Here is a 16503-nt window from a genome sequence, read left to right on the forward strand (position 1 = left end):
CCGGTAAAAATTAGACACCACGCGGTGTGGTGTCTAACTATCTCATGATATTCTGCAGTTAATCTTCTACTTATACCCAGATGCTTATGCTAACCAAACTTATACGTTCGGCGCTGATGGGTGTCATCGTTGCAGGTATTCTGCTACTGGCACTTCCCATGCTGCGTTCAAACAACGGGCTATTCAAACCAGACGATAGTGCCGAAAGCGAAACACCTGTCAGCTATTATCAAGGGGTACGACGCGCCGCGCCCGCAGTCGTCAACGTATATAACCGGGCATCCAATCCAAATGAGAAGGATCAACTCAATATTCGCACCCTGGGTTCCGGCGTTATCATGAACAGCAAGGGTTACATCCTCACTAATAAGCACGTTATCAATAATGCTGACCAGATCATAGTAACCCTACAGGACGGACGTGTGTTCGAGGCTCTGCTGGTCGGTTCCGACAGCCTTACCGATCTGGCAGTGTTGAAAATTGAGGGAACCAATTTGCCGGAAATACCCATCAATACCAAACGAGTAGCTCATGTGGGTGACGTGGTGATGGCTATCGGGAATCCTTACAATCTGGGGCAAACCATTACTCAAGGTATTATCAGCGCCACGGGACGGGTTGGTTTAAGTCCATCAGGGCGCCAGAACTTCCTGCAGACCGATGCGTCTATCAATCGTGGCAATTCAGGCGGAGCATTGGTTAACACGTTGGGAGAACTGGTTGGCATCAATACGTTATCTTTTGACAAAAGCAATGATGGCGCTACCCCAGAAGGTTTAAGCTTTGCCATTCCTGTGGCACTGGCTATCAAAGTGATGGGCAAACTGATTCGCGATGGTCGGGTTATCCGCGGTTACATCGGCATCAATGGGGCACAAATTGAAAATCAGGACCAGAATGTATCGATAGATAACAGATTACGGGGCGTATTTGTCAAAAAGGTGGAACCAGGCGGACCTGCGGATAAAGCCGGTATCAAAGAAGGGGATCGGTTGTTAAAAGTGAATAATAAACCCGTTCGATCTGTAATTGAAACCATGGATCAGGTAGCTGAAATCCGTCCTGGCTCAGTCATCCCAGTTGTGATTTCCCGGAACAATAAAGAAATAACGCTGAATGTAACCATTCAGGAATTTCCAGCTAGCTGACTGCTTTATTTATAAAAAAGATTTATAAACAGACGGAAAATCGGGTGGTTAACCCACCCGGTTCAGAGCGGGACGTTATTCGCCTTCCTTGACTCTTTCAATATTTGCACCAAGTGCCCGTAACTTATGCTCAATACGCTCATAACCGCGATCAATATGATAGATACGATCCACCATAGTGACACCTTCTGCAATACAACCAGCCAGTACCAGACTTGCTGAAGCGCGTAAGTCCGTTGCCATCACCTGAGCGCCAGATAATGTCTCTACGCCATGGCAGATAACAGTATTACTCTCAATCTCTGCCTGCGCGCCCATGCGGATCAATTCCGGAATATGCATAAAGCGGTTTTCAAAAATGGTCTCAGTAATGACCCCTGCACCTTCAGCGACCAGATTTAGCAAACTAAACTGAGCCTGCATATCAGTAGGGAATCCGGGATGTGGAGCAGTACGCAGGTTAACCGCTTTAGGACGACAGCCATGCATATCCAGGCTGACCCAATCTTCACCGATCGCAATATCCGCACCCGCTTCACGCAGTTTGGCCAACACGGCATCCAATGTATCTGGACGTGTATTACGACACATCACTTTACCGCCAGACACAGCGGCAGCCACAAGAAAAGTCCCCGTTTCAATGCGATCTGGCAGAACGCGGTAAACCCCGCCACCCAGCCGGGCTACACCTTCAATAACAATCTTATCGCTACCAGCACCACTGATCCTGGCACCTAGCGTGTTGAGGAAATTGGCCGTATCCACAATTTCCGGCTCACGCGCCGCATTTTCTATAATGGTTTTACCTTCAGCCAATGTCGCCGCGCTCATGATAGTCACCGTGGCACCTACGCTAACTTTATCCATCACGATATGAGCGCCTTTTAGGCGACCATCGACCGTTGCCTTCACATACCCCTCTTCCAGGGTAATTTCTGCGCCTAATTGCTCCAATCCATTGATATGTAAATCAACCGGACGAGCACCAATGGCACAACCGCCAGGCAAAGAAACCTGGCCTTGACCAAAACGGGCTACCAGCGGCCCCAGTGCCCAAATAGAGGCACGCATGGTTTTTACCAGCTCGTACGGTGCGCAAAAGACATTTACCGAGCTGGCATCAACATGTACGGAACCATTTCGCTCGACACGCGCCCCTAACTGACTCAGCAGTTTCATGGTTGTGTCGATATCCCGAAGTTTGGGAACATTCTGGATCTCTACTGGCTCTTCAGCGAGTAAAGCGGCAAACAGGATAGGCAGGGCCGCATTTTTAGCCCCGGAGATAGTAACTTCACCAGTGAGCCGAGTAGGCCCCTGCACACGAAATTTATCCATAGTAACGATTTCTCAATATTCAAATTCAATAGTGCGGCATCAAGTCCGATCGCTCAAAAACCGTTGAGTTTACGATCGCGCTGCCACTCATCTGGCGTATAAGCCTTAATGGATAACGCATGAATACGGTTATCGGCAATATACTCCATCAACGGGGCATACACCGTCTGCTGTTGTTTTACGCGGCTCATACCACTAAACAACTCACCCACAGCAATCACCTGAAAGTGACTGCCATCGCCGGATACATGGACGTCCTGTAGTGCCAATGCATTCATCAGCACATCTTTAATTTCGTTATTTTCCATCGCTCTCGATTCTGCGTCAGGGGGATGATAAACAGCTTGGTATCTTAGATGAATCTACCTTCATCTTAAACAAAAGAAATCCCCCTTTGCACAAAAGCAAAAGGGGATTTAGAGATAGCTTGAAGGTTTTTTCAGCTAATGAGCTGGATGGGTATAATTTTGTCCAGGCTATAGAGCTCAATCAATGTTTTGAGTCGGTCACTGACACCCGTAATTTGCAACGCTACACCGTTCTGCTGTTGCTGATGATAAAAATGAACCAGCAATGCCAGTCCAGAAGAATCCACCCGATTTACCTGACTCATATCCAGCACAGTCTTTCCTTGCAGCAGAGTTTCACGCTGCTGCCACAGCGGCAATAGTGTTTCACGATCTAAATCGCCGTCCAACACCAGCGTGGATGCATCGGACTTCCAGTTAAGCGTTGTGCTAACCATTTCGTTGCTGATCCAACGTGATTGGCTGTTGTGCGGCAATACGAAGTTGCTGAGTCAAACCATCAATCCCTTTTTGACGCAACGTTGCAGCCCATTCATTCTGTTTGGTCGTGATCATGCTCACTCCCTCCGCGATCATGTCATACGCTTGCCAGTGGCCCGTTATACTGTTCTTACGCCATTGGAAATCCAGACGAACTGGCGGGCGTCCGCCGTTACCAATGATAGTCACGCGGATTGAAACAATAGTGGCATCACCGAGTGGTCGTTCAGGCGCGATTTGGTAAGTCTGGTCATGATACAGCGCCAGAGCCTGACCATATGCCTGCTCCAGATAGGCGGTAAATGCTTTGAAATAGGTTTCACGTTGTGCTGGTGTGGCACTTTTGTAGTACGGCCCCAACACTAATGCTCCAGCGTATTTCACCTGAATATAAGGTAATAGTTCTTCCCGCACCACAACACGCAGATAGTTGGGGTCTTTCATGATTTGGGGCTGATCATCTTTAAGACGGGTAAAAACTTTCTTCGCCGCATCATTCATCAGACTATACGGATTAGTCTGATCCGCTGCACTGGCAAACGACGACACTGCCAGTAACGCTACCACTAATAAACGTTTTAACATGCAAGAGCCCTCTTATGGATGCGGCGTAACAGAATTGGACTGAGGCTCTGGAGCCGCTACCGAATCAGTGCTGTTTTGGCTGGTATTCTGAGTGTTGCCACTACCACCCTTATATAGGAATTGACCGATAAGATCCTCCAATATCATAGCTGATTTAGTGTCTTGAATAACGCCGCCATTTTTCAGAATTGAGGTTCCCATGGATGGATCTTCAAACCCTATATTCAACGCCAGATATTGCTCTCCCAGCAGACCAGAAGTTCGCACCGACAATGAACTGGTATCTGGAATATGGTTATAACGCTGTTCGATATCCATCGCGACACGCGGCAGGTAGGTTTTTTGATCCAACGAAATATCTTCCACCCGTCCAATCACGACTCCCCCTACTTTTACTGGTGAACGTACCTTCAGACCGCCAATATTGTCGAAAGTCGCATACAAACGGTAAGTCTGTTGATGACCAATTGATTTCAAGTCCGCCACTTTCAGACATAGAAAGATAATGGCGCCCAGCGCAATCAGCATAAATATGCCAACCCAGATTTCATATTTCTTAGTTTGCATCGACTCATTTCCCAAACATCAGTGCTGTCAGCACAAAATCCAATCCCAACACCGCCAGCGATGAATGCACTACGGTACGGGTCGTCGCACGGCTTATCCCTTCTGACGTCGGAATCGCGTCATAGCCATTAAATAACGCAATCCAGGTGATGGTAATGGAAAACACTACGCTTTTTATTACACAGTTAAGCAAATCGTGCCGCCATTCCACCGCGCCTTGCATGGCCGACCAGAAAAAACCGGAATCGATTCCTTTCCAGTCGACACCCACTAACGCCCCCCCCCAGATGCCCACCGCCACAAAAATGACAGTCAGCAATGGCATACTGACCAAGCCAGCCCAGAAACGGGGAGCCACAACACGCCGTAACGGATCAACCGCCATCATCTCCATGCTGGAAAGTTGTTCAGTGGCTTTCATCAGGCCAATCTCTGCCGTCAGTGCCGAACCGGCACGTCCGGCAAACAACAGCGCCGTCACCACAGGCCCTAGTTCACGCAGTAACGACAAAGCAACCATCATACCCAGACTGGCTTCCGCACCGTAAGTTGTCAGGACAAGATAACCCTGCAACCCCAGTACCATGCCGATGAATATGCCGGATACAATGATAATCAGCAATGACTGAACCCCTACACTGTAGAGTTGTTTGCAGAACAACGGCCACTGTTTCGCCAGCTCGGGTTTCCCCACTAGCGCATTGAAAAGCACCAGCCCCGCGCGACCAAAAGAAGCGCATACGCTGATACCGAGGCGTCCTAACGACGCGACTGCCTGAAGTAGCATGAATTATTTAACTCCCAGAGCCTAGTAACTCAAGTTGGTAATCACCAGCCGGGTAACGGAACGGTACCGGCCCGTCAGCAATGCCATCCAAGAACTGGCGCACACGAGGATCTTCATTTACTTGCAACTCCTCCGGTGTGCCTTTAGCGATTACGCGCTGGTCGGCGATAATATAAGCGTAATCAGCAATACTCAGTACCTCATGGACATCGTGAGATACCACGATAAAGGTCGCTCCCAGCGCATGATTCAACTCACTAATGAGCTTGACTAAAACCCCCATGGTTATGGGGTCCTGACCACCGAAAGGCTCATCAAACATGATCAGTTGAGGATCCAGGGCAATTGAGCGTGCTAACGCAGCACGTCGCGCCATCCCCCCGGAAAGCTCCGAAGGCATAAGTTGTGCTGCACCACGCAATCCCACCGCTTCCAACTTCATCATTACCGTACTGTGAAGCAATGGTTCCGGTAACCGGCTGTGCTCACGCAACGGCCAGGCAACATTATCAAACACGTTCAGATCGGTAAACAATGCCCCAGACTGAAATAACATGCTCATTTTCTTACGGGATTCATATAATCCGGAACGAGAAAGCGTCGGAATATTTTTCCCATCAAACCAGATGTCCCCGCTGTCTGGCTGAAGTTGACCACCAATCAACCGCAGCAACGTCGTTTTCCCAATCCCCGACGGCCCCATAATGGCCGTCACTTTTCTTTTCGGTACATCCAGCGAGATGTCAGTAAATATCGAACGCTCTCCACGTCGGAAATTGAGCCCGCGAATTTCAACCAGGTTAATCGCCTCATGGTTCATTATTTATTTCCTTCCCGACCGCCAGTAAGGGCGTTGTCATTAATATTAACGTGTACTTATGCCATTTTGTTCGCACTTAAGGTAAGCACAAATGACAATCACGGTACTGTGACAAAAACACGTCGTCAATTCGTGACCAAAGTTGCCATTGGTTTTACTTTTTCGCCCTACACAGTCAGAATTAGCACCAATGGTAAAAACACGATTTTCTGTTCACTATTCGTCCAAAAATACTGGTTTGTCTACCAATGAACCAGTGATTATACCTGAATAAAGGACGCTGCATGCTTTTTGCAACAGTACTCTTGATCATTGGTTTGATTTTACTGGTTTATGGTGCCGACCGCCTGGTATACGGAGCTGCTGTTCTGGCCCGCTCTTTTGGCATCCCCCCCATGATAATCGGGATAGTCATTGTCGGTATGGGGACATCGCTACCGGAACTCACCGTTTCGGTGACTGCGGCTTTGAATAATCAAATAGATATGGCAGTGGGGAATGTGCTGGGCTCCAATATCACCAATATCTTGCTAATTCTGGGCAGCGCGGCACTTATCCGGCCGCTGACGTTTCAATCTGTTCTATCGCGTCGTGAGATCCCTCTAATGCTGTTGGTCACGCTGCTTTGTGGTTTTCTGTTGCATGATAGCTTTCTGAGTCGGATGGATGGAATAATTCTGCTGTTGATTGCTGGTCTGTGCATTCTGCTGATGCTGAAAATGGCCCATAACAATCAGCGACAAGAAATGGATAGCTTCACTCGTGAACAGATAGCCGAATTACCCCAAGAGAGTAATTACACTGTGGCGCTGCTATGGTTGATACTGGGGTTGATTATCCTGCCGATGGCGGCCCGGATGGTGATTGATAATGCAACAGTCATCGCCCGCTATTATAACATCAGTGAACTTACCATCGGCCTGACGGTATTGGCTATCGGTACCAGCCTGCCAGAACTGGCGACGGCTATCGTCGGAACATTAAAAAAAGAAGATGACATCGCATTGGGTAACCTGATCGGCTCCAATATCTTTAATATTGTGATTGTCCTGGGGGTACCCGCGTTACTTTCACCTGGTGCACTTAACCCGCTCGCGTTTGAGCGCGACTACTGGATCATGTTAGGGGTCAGTGTATTACTGGCGGCGCTCTGTCTCCGCCGGAAACAGTGCATCGGTCAAGGCGCGGGGGCACTCTTGCTGTGTGCCTTCATCGCTTATATCTCGGTGCTGTTCTTTCTTCCATAATCAGAGTATCAGCAACGCAGGATTTTTACCGCATGTTACATTATGAGCTACAACCTGGTTTCGATTTCCAACAAGCAGGCAAGCAGGTTCTGAACATTGAACGCGAAAGTCTGGCCCAGTTAGGTCAATACATTGATGACAACTTTTCCCGTGCCTGTGAGAGAATTTTTCATTGCCAAGGCAAAGTTGTGGTAATGGGCATGGGCAAGTCCGGACATATCGGTTGTAAAATGGCAGCGACCTTTGCCAGCACCGGTACGCCCGCATTCTTTGTCCATCCCGGTGAAGCCAGCCACGGTGATTTGGGGATGATTACCACGCAGGATGTAATAGTCGCCATCTCCAACTCCGGTGAATCCCATGAAATTCTGTCACTGATTCCAGTGCTGAAACGCCTACAAATCTGCCTTATATGTATGACTGGCAACCCGGAAAGCACGATGGGCAAAGCCGCCGACATTCATCTGTGTGTACACGTTCCACAAGAGGCCTGTCCGCTTGGCCTGGCACCGACATCCAGCACGACTGCGACACTGGTTATGGGGGATGCGATAGCCGTAGCGTTATTACAGGCCCGTGGTTTCACCGCCGAAGATTTTGCCTTGTCACACCCGGGAGGAGCTCTGGGCCGCAAACTTTTGCTGCGTGTTAACGATATTATGCATTCTGGTGATGAAGTGCCGTGTGTGAACTGTGATGCTTCCCTACGAGATGCGCTATTGGAAATTACCCGTAAAAATCTTGGCATGACAGTAATTTGCAGCGATGGCTGGAAAATTGAAGGGATCTTTACTGATGGTGACCTGCGCCGTATTTTTGATATGAACATTGATTTGAACAGTGCTCGTATCGCGGATGTCATGACTCGTGGCGGAATACGGGTCACGCCCCAAATGCTGGCCGTGGATGCCCTTAACCTGATGCAATCACGCCATATAACTTCACTACTGGTGGCAGATGATGACCGTCTGCTCGGAATCGTTCATATGCACGACATGCTGCGGGCTGGTGTGGTTTAATCTGTCGACACTGCGGTCATGATATTGCATAACCATAAGCCTCTGCTAAAACCAAGGATAAGCGTGAATGAGTGAAACCGGGACGCAAACCGACACTTGCTACGGGCCTGTCGACTCGCGGGTACTGGCCAAGGCCCGAGATATTCGTTTGTTAATCTGCGATGTCGACGGTGTACTCTCCGATGGCCTGATCTACATGGGGAACCAGGGAGAAGAACTTAAGGCATTTCATGTGCGAGATGGCTATGGCATCCGCTGTCTGCTGACTTCCGGCATAGATATCGCGATTATTACAGGTCGTTCAGCACAACTACTGGTAGATCGCTGTATAACATTAGGGATTACTCACCTTTATCAGGGCCAGTCTGATAAGCTTTTAGCCTTCCAAAAGCTGTTGGGTGAGCTGTCTTTGACAGCGGACCAGGTTGCTTATATCGGCGATGATTTAATCGACTGGCCGGTGATGGCCCAAGTAGGGCTGAGTGTAGCCGTTGCAGACGCTCATCCATTATTGCTGCCAATGGCGGATTACATTACACGTATTTCTGGAGGCCATGGTGCTGTGCGTGAAATTTGCGATCTTATTCTGTTGGCTCAAGATAAGCTGGAGCATGCCAAAGGGCTGTCGATATGAGTAAAACGAAAGGTTGGCTGACTATTCTGCTGGCATTGATCGCACTGATCCTGCTCGGTTTGAATTTAACCAATAACAAGACAACATCGAACCCAGTGGTCACAACAAGTAACGCCCCCGATTATACGACCAAAGAAACAGTGACCGTAGTTTATGACCCAGCAGGGAAATTAAATTACAAACTGGTAGCAAGTGAAGCCGAATTTTTCAATACCGATCAGGTGAGTTGGTTTACCCTGCCCGTTGCCACCTTGTTTAATGAGCAGGGCGTGGCCACCTGGTCAGTGCGCTCTGATCGCGCCAAACTGACAAAAGATAAAATGCTCTATTTGTATGGTCATGTTGAAGTAAACAGCCTTACCGCAGAGTCGCAACTGAAGCGCATTAAAACGGACAATGCCCAGGTAAACCTGATAACTCAAGATGTCTCATCAGATGATGAAGTCACACTGTACGGTACCGGCTTTACTTCCAACGGATTAAGAATGCGCGGCAATCTGCGCGACAAAACTGCCGAGTTGATCGAAAAGGTAAAAACCTCCTATGAAATCCCACAAAACAAATAATCTGATACGTAGTACCTTGCTCGCCAGCTCTCTGTTTGCCGTTAGCATTCCGGCACTGGCATTAACCAGCGATACCGAGCAACCAATACATATCGATTCAGACCAGCAATCCCTTGATATGCAGAGTAATGTTGCCACTTTTACTGGCAACGTTATCGTCACCCAAGGCTCCATCATAGTTCATGCAGATAAAGTCGTGGTTACCCGCCCTCAAGGGAAACAAGGCCATGAAATTATTGAAGGCTATGGTAATCCCGCCACATTTTATCAGATGCAGGACAATGGCAAACCTGTAAAAGGTCATGCGCAAAAATTGCGCTATGAGCTGGATAAGGATTTTGTCATCCTGACGGGCAACGCCTATCTGGAACAGTTGGACAGCAACATAAAAGGCGACCGTATTACCTATCTGGTAAAACAACAACAGATGGAAGCGTTCAGTGACAAAGGAAAACGAGTAACTACGGTATTGGTGCCCTCTCAACTTCAGGATAAAGGCGACCAAAGTAAATCGCAGAGCAAGTCACCCAAAACGCAACAGCGAGTGGCACAGTAACCTATGGCTACATTAATTGCAGAAAATCTGGCCAAAGCATACAAAGGCCGCAAAGTAGTGGAAGATGTCAGTCTCACCGTCAACTCCGGTGAAATTGTTGGTCTGCTCGGTCCCAATGGCGCAGGTAAAACTACGACGTTTTATATGGTGGTAGGAATAGTGCAGTGCGACGAAGGCCGTATCATTATTGATGATAATGACATCACTTTACTGCCTTTGCATGACCGTGCGCACCGCGGTATTGGTTACCTGCCTCAGGAAGCATCCATTTTTCGTCGTTTGAGTGTCTATGACAACCTGATGGCTGTGCTGCAAATCCGCAAGGATCTGACGACAGAACAGCAGGAAGATCGCGCAAATGAGCTAATGGAGGAGTTTCATATTGTTCACTTGCGCGATAGTCTGGGACAATCGCTCTCGGGTGGTGAACGTCGACGGGTAGAGATAGCCCGGGCGCTGGCTGCCAACCCGAAGTTCATCCTGCTGGATGAACCTTTCGCCGGGGTAGATCCTATTTCGGTGATTGATATTAAAAAGATCATTGAACACCTGCGCGACAGTGGCTTAGGCGTACTGATCACCGATCATAACGTTCGTGAAACGTTAGACGTTTGTGAACGCGCTTACATCGTTAGCCAGGGTCACCTTATTGCCCACGGCTCACCGATGGATATACTGGCCAACGAGCAAGTAAAACGAGTCTATTTGGGTGAAGGATTTCGACTCTAATAACGTCGTTTTTTAATTATATAAGGAAGTTAGCGCTATTTATGAAGCAAGGTTTGCAACTCAGGCTTAGCCAACAATTGGCCATGACACCACAACTGCAACAGGCAATTCGTCTGCTGCAGTTGTCCACGCTTGAACTCCAGCAAGAGATCCAACAGGCGCTGGAAAGCAATCCATTGTTAGAACAGGCTGATACGCATGAAGAAGTAGACACCGTAGAAAACACCGACAGCGAAGCATTAGATACACGGGAAGCGCTGGAACAGAAAGATATGCCAGATGAACTGCCGCTGGATGCCGCCTGGGATGAAATTTATACTGCCGGAACCCCTTCAGGTACCAGCACTGACTACCGCGATGACGAACTGCCAGTCTACCAGGGAGAAACCACCCAAACCTTGCAGGACTACCTGATGTGGCAGGTGGAACTGACACCGTTTTCTGATACTGATGCGGCTATTGCCACATCAATAGTGGATGCGGTTGACAACACTGGCTATCTGACCGTATCGCTGGATGAAATCCGTGAGAGCATCGGTGACGATAATGTCACGATGGAAGAAGTGGAAGCAGTACTCAAGCGGGTACAGCATTTTGACCCGATAGGTGTTGCCGCTCGCGATCTGCGAGACTGCCTGCTAGTACAACTTTCGCAATTTGCGCCGGATACGCCCTGGCTGTCAGAGGCTAAACTGATTGTCAGTGAGTTTCTGGATCTGCTGGCAAACCATGATTTTCGTGCCTTGATCCGTTCCAGTCGTCTGAAAGAAGATGTACTGAAAGAAGCTCTGGCATTAATTCAATCCCTTGACCCGCGCCCTGGTCAATCAATTAACACTGGTGAATCAGAATATGTGATTCCCGATGTTCTGACTCATAAGGTACAAGATCGCTGGATAGTCGAACTGAACACAGACAGTGTTCCCAGGTTACAGATCAACCAGCAATATGCGGCGATGGGCAACAGTGTGCGTAGTGACAGTGACGGCCAGTTTATCCGTAGTCACCTGCAGGAAGCCCGCTGGCTAATCAAAAGTCTGGAGAGTCGCAACGAAACCTTGTTAAAGGTCACTCGCTGTATCGTCGAGCAGCAACTGGCATTTTTTGAACAGGGCGAAGAGTTTATGAAACCCATGGTGCTGGCGGATATCGCCCAGGCTGTGGATATGCATGAGTCCACTATTTCCCGCGTGACTACGCAGAAATTTCTGCATAGCCCACGAGGTATTTTCGAACTGAAATATTTCTTCTCCAGCCACGTGAATACAGACAGTGGTGGCGAAGCGTCATCCACCGCTATTCGGGCGCTGGTCAAGAAACTGATCGCTGCGGAAAACCCCGCGAAGCCATTGAGTGACAGTAAACTAACCACTTTGCTCTCTGAACAGGGAATCATTGTGGCTCGGAGAACTGTTGCAAAGTACCGAGAGTCTCTATCTATCCCGCCGTCAAATCAGCGTAAGCAGCTGGTCTGACCCTAATTGAGAAGGAAGATGATATGCAGCTCAACATTACCGGACACCACGTCGAAATAACTGATGCCTTGCGCGATTTTGTCAATACAAAATTCGCAAAACTTGAACAATACTTTGATCGTATAAATCAGGTGTACGTGGTACTTAAAGTGGAAAAGATCCAGCAGATTGCGGATGCTACAATCCACGTTAACGGCGGTGAGCTGCACGCTACATCAGAAGCGGATGATATGTATGCTGCCATCGATCTTTTGATCGATAAACTGGCGCGACAGTTAAACAAACATAAGGATAAACTGAAACAACACTGATTTTTTCATCGCCTTCAGGCGCAGGGACAGCAATCAGCCTACTGTTAAACAGTAGGCTGATTATCTGAGGCACAAAAGTGTCGTTAAGTGAAAACGAAATGAACAACGATCCCGTTATGCAACTCAGCGCAGTGCTCCGTAAAGAGTGCACCCGTAGTGCTGTCCACTGCCAGAGTAAGAAACGTGCCCTGGAAATCATCAGTGAACTGGCGGCTCAACAGCTCAATCTACCCTCGCAGATTATCTTCGAAGCGATCCTGACACGGGAGCGCATGGGCAGTACAGGTATCGGCAACGGCATTGCGATTCCCCACGGGAAACTGGAAGATGAAAATACACTGGGTGCAGTTGGTGTGTTTATCCAGCTAGAGCAGCCCATTGCCTTTGATGCCATCGATAACCAACCCGTAGATTTACTTTTTGCCTTGCTGGTTCCCGCGGAACAATGTAAAACCCATTTACATACGTTATCCCTCATTGCCAAACGGCTCGCCGATAAAACAATATGTCGGCGTCTGCGTGCGGCACAAAGTGATGATGAGCTGTACCAGATTATGACCGAGGCCGAATAATGTGGCACAGTTACTGGCAACACCGTGGCGCAAATCGATAGACATACCATAAAAATTCAACGGTGTCAGACCTTTGCCTGACAACAGCCCGGGGTTGCGAAATTAACCATAGATTCCGGCGTCGCCGGGCTACTAACGGAAACTAACTGTGGCGGTGGATCTTCATCATCTGCTGCCAGGGGGGAATCTTCAGATGGTGCTGATGATTGTCAGTGGTCGGTCAGGTTCGGGAAAATCCGTAGCCCTGCGCGCACTGGAAGACATGGGCTTCTACTGCGTAGATAACCTACCGGTGGTTCTACTACCGGACCTCGCCAACACGCTAGCAGAGCGTAACATCTCTGCAGCCGTCAGCATTGACGTGCGCAACATGCCTGAATCGCCGGAAATACTGGAACAAGCCATCACGCAGTTGCCAAAAAGTTTTTCGCCTCAATTACTGTTTCTGGATGCTGATCGCAACACGCTGATCCGCCGTTACAGTGATACTCGTCGTCTTCATCCACTCTCCAGCAAGAATCTGTCCCTGGAAAGCGCCATTGATGAGGAAAACGATTTGCTCGAACCTCTGCGTTCCCGTGCCGACCTTATCATTGACACGTCAGAAATGTCGGTACATGAACTGGCCGAGATGTTACGTACCCGTTTGCTGGGTAAACGGGAACGTGAGCTGACAATGGTATTTGAATCATTCGGTTATAAACACGGTATTCCTATTGATGCCGACTATGTTTTTGACGTTCGTTTTTTGCCTAATCCCCACTGGGACCCAAAACTACGCCCAATGACCGGGTTGGATAAACCGGTAGCCGCATTTTTGGATCGTCATACTGAAGTTCATAACTTCATCTATCAAACCCGTAGCTACCTGGAGTTATGGTTGCCGATGCTGGAAACCAATAATCGTAGCTATCTAACGGTGGCGATTGGTTGTACAGGTGGTAAGCATCGCTCTGTCTACATTGCGGAACAATTGGCAGACTATTTTCGTTCCCGTGGTAAAAATGTACAGTCACGTCATCGTACGTTGGAAAAGCGAAAATCATGACCGTAAAACAAACCGTTGAAGTCAAAAACCGCCTTGGAATGCATGCTCGACCAGCCATGAAATTATTTGAACTGGTACAAAGCTTTGAGGCTGAAGTTCTTTTACGTAATGATAGTGGTGTAGAGGCTGAAGCCAGCAGCGTCATTGCCATGCTAATGTTGGATTCAGCCAAAGGGCGCTATATTGAGATTGAAGTCAGCGGTTCGGATGAAGAACAGGCTTTGGCGTCGGTTATTGAACTGTTTGAAGCCGGATTTGACGAGGATTAATTTATCCTTCATCAGGATCACCGTCCATCACCATCTTCGTGATCCCGATCTCTTCCTTTCACTCCCATAAGAACCTACTATCATTTAAAGCATGTCCTTTTTTATACACCCCCGCCCCTCTTGGCGCGGGGGTGTTGCTTTTATGTTGTAATCATATAAAAACCGGAGAGGAGTATGACAAAACCAAACCTGACAATCAGCGAACTGGATGCCGAACGCCTCGACACATTGCTGGAGAACCCCGCTTTCGCGAACACAGCTACGGCTCTGGCACTGAACGAAGAGTTAGATCGTGCGGAAATCCTGCCGCAAACAGAGATACCCGCAGATGTGGTAACCATGAATAGCCGGATCCGATTTCGCGATCTGAAGACACAAGAAGAACATATACGGACATTGGTTTATCCGTCAGCAGTAAAAGATAGTCAAGAGCAGCTTTCCGTTATGGCACCACTAGGCGCAGCCTTACTCGGCATGCATGTGGGCAGCACCATAGACTGGAAATTGCCAAATGGAGAAGAGGCGCACATTACCGTGCTGGAATTATTGTATCAACCAGAAGCGGCTAGCGAATATCATCGCTGATAATTCAAGTTAGTATTATTGGATGGACGATCCCCGCACTATGGGGATCGTCAGGCGTCGTCGTTTATGCTCCGGCAATTTTCATGGCGGGTAACAACACTGAGCCACATTGGATATTACTGCGGTTTTCTATATCATCACCCGTGGTAACGATGTTACGCAGCATATCTTTCAGGTTCCCGGCAATGGTAATTTCACTCACCGGATACTGGATTTCCCCATTTTCGATCCAGAAACCTGCCGCGCCACGGGAATAGTCGCCGGTGACCGCACTGACGCCATGTCCCATCAACTCAGTCACCAACAGACCTTTACCCATTTGTTTGAGCATACCGTTGAAATCCAGCCCTTGTCCGGCAATATGCCAGTTATGAATACCACCAGCGTGTCCGGTACTCTTCATACCCAGTTTACGAGCGGAATAACTGGTTAACAGCCAGGTCTGCAGGACACCATCCTTCACAATTTCCCGTTGCTGGGTACGAACACCTTCACCATCAAACGGTGAAGACGCCAGCCCTTTACGCAGGTGTGGGAACTCTTCGATAGTCAGCCACTCAGGCAGAATTTGCTGCCCAAGTTTATCCAGCAGGAAGGTTGACTTACGGTATACACTGCCACCACTGATAGCCCCCACCAAATGACCAAATAGTCCGGTAGCCACCTCAGCGGCAAACATCACTGGTGCTTCCATGGTTGGTAATTTATGCGGATCCAACCGCGCCAATGTGCGTCTGGCACACTCTTCACCCACCCACTCAGGTGTCTTTAAATCATCCAGAGAACGCCCAATGGTATAAGCGTAATCACGCTCCATATCACCATTATGCTCAGCAATGACACAGCTGGACATCGAATGCCGGCTTGAGCAGTAACTTTGCAACATACCGTGGCTGTTGCCGAACACCTTGATGCCATAATGGCTGTTGAAGCTACCGCCTTCCGTATTCGTGATACGTTTGTCGGCTTTCAGTGCCACCTGCTCAGCACGAGCTGCCAGCTCAATACCACGCTCAGCATCCAGTTCTGCCGGGTGAAACAAATCCAGATCCGGAGCATCAAACGCCAACAAATCTTTATCCGCCGGGCCAGTGCAGGGATCGACCGAGGTATAACGGGCAATATCCAACGCCGCTTTTACTGTGCGGGCGATAGCATCCGGACTAAGATCCGTGGATGAGGCACTGCCTTTACGCTGCTGGTAATACACGGTAATACCCAGTGCTCCATCGCTGTTGAATTCGACATTTTCAACTTCACCATAACGGGTACTAACACCGATTCCTGTTGTTTTTGTCACTGCGACTTCTGCCGCATCAGAGCCAACGCACGCCAACTCCAACGCCTGTGCCACCGCTTGTTCCAACGTTTTCCGTTGTTCTGCAACCTGAGTGATTATTGTCATCGATCTGCCATAATGAGTGAGAAAATATTCAGATAAATGATGCTACGAATTCCG

General features: G+C 48.6%; 21 protein-coding genes. 13 read left to right on the forward strand and 8 right to left on the reverse strand.

Features of this window, described 5'->3' with window-relative positions:
• Positions 1-86 precede the first annotated feature (86 nt).
• On the forward strand, positions 87-1148 hold the full coding sequence (gene degS / locus CWC46_RS00435) for an outer membrane-stress sensor serine endopeptidase DegS (protein ID WP_021014166.1): 1062 nt from the start codon (positions 87-89) through the stop codon (positions 1146-1148).
• A 75-nt stretch (positions 1149-1223) separates the two neighbouring features.
• Here the strand turns inward: degS and murA are convergent, their stop codons facing one another.
• The 7 genes from murA to mlaF all read right to left on the reverse strand — a co-directional run bounded on the left by murA (position 1224) and on the right by mlaF (position 6033).
• Complete coding sequence (gene murA / locus CWC46_RS00440; RefSeq protein WP_021014165.1) at positions 1224-2486, reverse strand: UDP-N-acetylglucosamine 1-carboxyvinyltransferase; 1263 nt, start codon at positions 2484-2486, stop codon at positions 1224-1226.
• 53 nt (positions 2487-2539) lie between these two features.
• The gene (gene ibaG / locus CWC46_RS00445; protein ID WP_021014164.1) at positions 2540-2794 is read right to left on the reverse strand and encodes a BolA family iron metabolism protein IbaG; all 255 of its coding nucleotides are present in this window, start codon (positions 2792-2794) and stop codon (positions 2540-2542) included.
• A gap of 131 nt (positions 2795-2925) precedes the next feature.
• Positions 2926-3231: a lipid asymmetry maintenance protein MlaB gene (gene mlaB, locus CWC46_RS00450; RefSeq protein ID WP_021014163.1), complete on the reverse strand. Its 306-nt coding sequence runs from the start codon at positions 3229-3231 to the stop codon at positions 2926-2928.
• Complete coding sequence (gene mlaC, locus CWC46_RS00455) at positions 3224-3859, reverse strand: phospholipid-binding protein MlaC (protein WP_021014162.1); 636 nt, start codon at positions 3857-3859, stop codon at positions 3224-3226. The genes mlaB and mlaC overlap by 8 nt, the downstream gene beginning before the upstream one ends.
• 12 nt (positions 3860-3871) lie before the next feature.
• A complete protein-coding gene (gene mlaD, locus CWC46_RS00460) occupies positions 3872-4426 on the reverse strand; it encodes an outer membrane lipid asymmetry maintenance protein MlaD (RefSeq protein ID WP_021014161.1) in 555 nt (184 codons plus the stop codon).
• A gap of 4 nt (positions 4427-4430) precedes the next feature.
• Complete coding sequence (gene mlaE, locus CWC46_RS00465; protein ID WP_021014160.1) at positions 4431-5213, reverse strand: lipid asymmetry maintenance ABC transporter permease subunit MlaE; 783 nt, start codon at positions 5211-5213, stop codon at positions 4431-4433.
• Between the two features lie 7 nt (positions 5214-5220).
• Complete coding sequence (mlaF, locus tag CWC46_RS00470) at positions 5221-6033, reverse strand: phospholipid ABC transporter ATP-binding protein MlaF (RefSeq protein ID WP_021014159.1); 813 nt, start codon at positions 6031-6033, stop codon at positions 5221-5223.
• Between the two features lie 284 nt (positions 6034-6317).
• On the opposite strand from mlaF, the gene CWC46_RS00475 reads away from it, so the two are divergent.
• From CWC46_RS00475 to rnk, 12 genes are all read left to right on the forward strand, one after another.
• Complete coding sequence (locus CWC46_RS00475; RefSeq protein WP_021014158.1) at positions 6318-7280, forward strand: calcium/sodium antiporter; 963 nt, start codon at positions 6318-6320, stop codon at positions 7278-7280.
• 32 nt (positions 7281-7312) lie between these two features.
• Positions 7313-8299: an arabinose-5-phosphate isomerase KdsD gene (gene kdsD, locus CWC46_RS00480; RefSeq protein WP_021014157.1), complete on the forward strand. Its 987-nt coding sequence runs from the start codon at positions 7313-7315 to the stop codon at positions 8297-8299.
• Between the two features lie 67 nt (positions 8300-8366).
• Positions 8367-8933, forward strand: coding sequence for a 3-deoxy-manno-octulosonate-8-phosphatase KdsC (gene kdsC, locus CWC46_RS00485; RefSeq protein ID WP_021014156.1), 567 nt, complete (start codon positions 8367-8369; stop codon positions 8931-8933).
• On the forward strand, positions 8930-9499 hold the full coding sequence (gene lptC / locus CWC46_RS00490) for an LPS export ABC transporter periplasmic protein LptC (RefSeq protein ID WP_021014155.1): 570 nt from the start codon (positions 8930-8932) through the stop codon (positions 9497-9499). The genes kdsC and lptC overlap by 4 nt, the downstream gene beginning before the upstream one ends.
• A complete protein-coding gene (lptA, locus tag CWC46_RS00495; protein ID WP_021014154.1) occupies positions 9477-10055 on the forward strand; it encodes a lipopolysaccharide ABC transporter substrate-binding protein LptA in 579 nt (192 codons plus the stop codon). The genes lptC and lptA overlap by 23 nt, the downstream gene beginning before the upstream one ends.
• Positions 10056-10058: 3 nt before the next feature.
• Entirely contained in the window at positions 10059-10784 is a 726-nt protein-coding gene (lptB, locus tag CWC46_RS00500) for an LPS export ABC transporter ATP-binding protein (protein ID WP_021014153.1), read from the forward strand.
• A gap of 41 nt (positions 10785-10825) precedes the next feature.
• A complete protein-coding gene (rpoN, locus tag CWC46_RS00505; RefSeq protein WP_021014152.1) occupies positions 10826-12259 on the forward strand; it encodes an RNA polymerase factor sigma-54 in 1434 nt (477 codons plus the stop codon).
• Between the two features lie 23 nt (positions 12260-12282).
• A complete protein-coding gene (gene hpf / locus CWC46_RS00510) occupies positions 12283-12570 on the forward strand; it encodes a ribosome hibernation promoting factor (RefSeq protein WP_021014151.1) in 288 nt (95 codons plus the stop codon).
• Positions 12571-12668: 98 nt separating this feature from the next.
• Complete coding sequence (gene ptsN / locus CWC46_RS00515; RefSeq protein ID WP_037381095.1) at positions 12669-13142, forward strand: PTS IIA-like nitrogen regulatory protein PtsN; 474 nt, start codon at positions 12669-12671, stop codon at positions 13140-13142.
• Positions 13143-13335: 193 nt separating this feature from the next.
• Positions 13336-14190, forward strand: a complete 855-nt coding sequence (gene rapZ, locus CWC46_RS00520; RefSeq protein WP_021014149.1) for an RNase adapter RapZ — start codon at positions 13336-13338, stop codon at positions 14188-14190.
• The gene (gene npr / locus CWC46_RS00525; RefSeq protein WP_021014148.1) at positions 14187-14459 is read left to right on the forward strand and encodes a PTS phosphocarrier protein NPr; all 273 of its coding nucleotides are present in this window, start codon (positions 14187-14189) and stop codon (positions 14457-14459) included. The genes rapZ and npr overlap by 4 nt, the downstream gene beginning before the upstream one ends.
• A 174-nt stretch (positions 14460-14633) precedes the next feature.
• Positions 14634-15044 (forward strand): nucleoside diphosphate kinase regulator, encoded by a 411-nt coding sequence (rnk, locus tag CWC46_RS00530; protein WP_021014147.1) that lies wholly within the window; start codon positions 14634-14636, stop codon positions 15042-15044.
• Between the two features lie 64 nt (positions 15045-15108).
• Here the strand turns inward: rnk and pmbA are convergent, their stop codons facing one another.
• Positions 15109-16449 carry a metalloprotease PmbA gene (pmbA, locus tag CWC46_RS00535; protein ID WP_021014146.1) on the reverse strand — a complete coding sequence of 447 codons (1341 nt, stop codon included), beginning with the start codon at positions 16447-16449 and terminating at the stop codon, positions 15109-15111.
• Positions 16450-16503: the final 54 nt, after the last annotated feature.

Origin of the sequence: Prodigiosinella confusarubida (assembly GCF_002847015.1) — a bacterium.
Lineage (GTDB): Bacteria > Pseudomonadota > Gammaproteobacteria > Enterobacterales > Enterobacteriaceae > Prodigiosinella > Prodigiosinella aquatilis.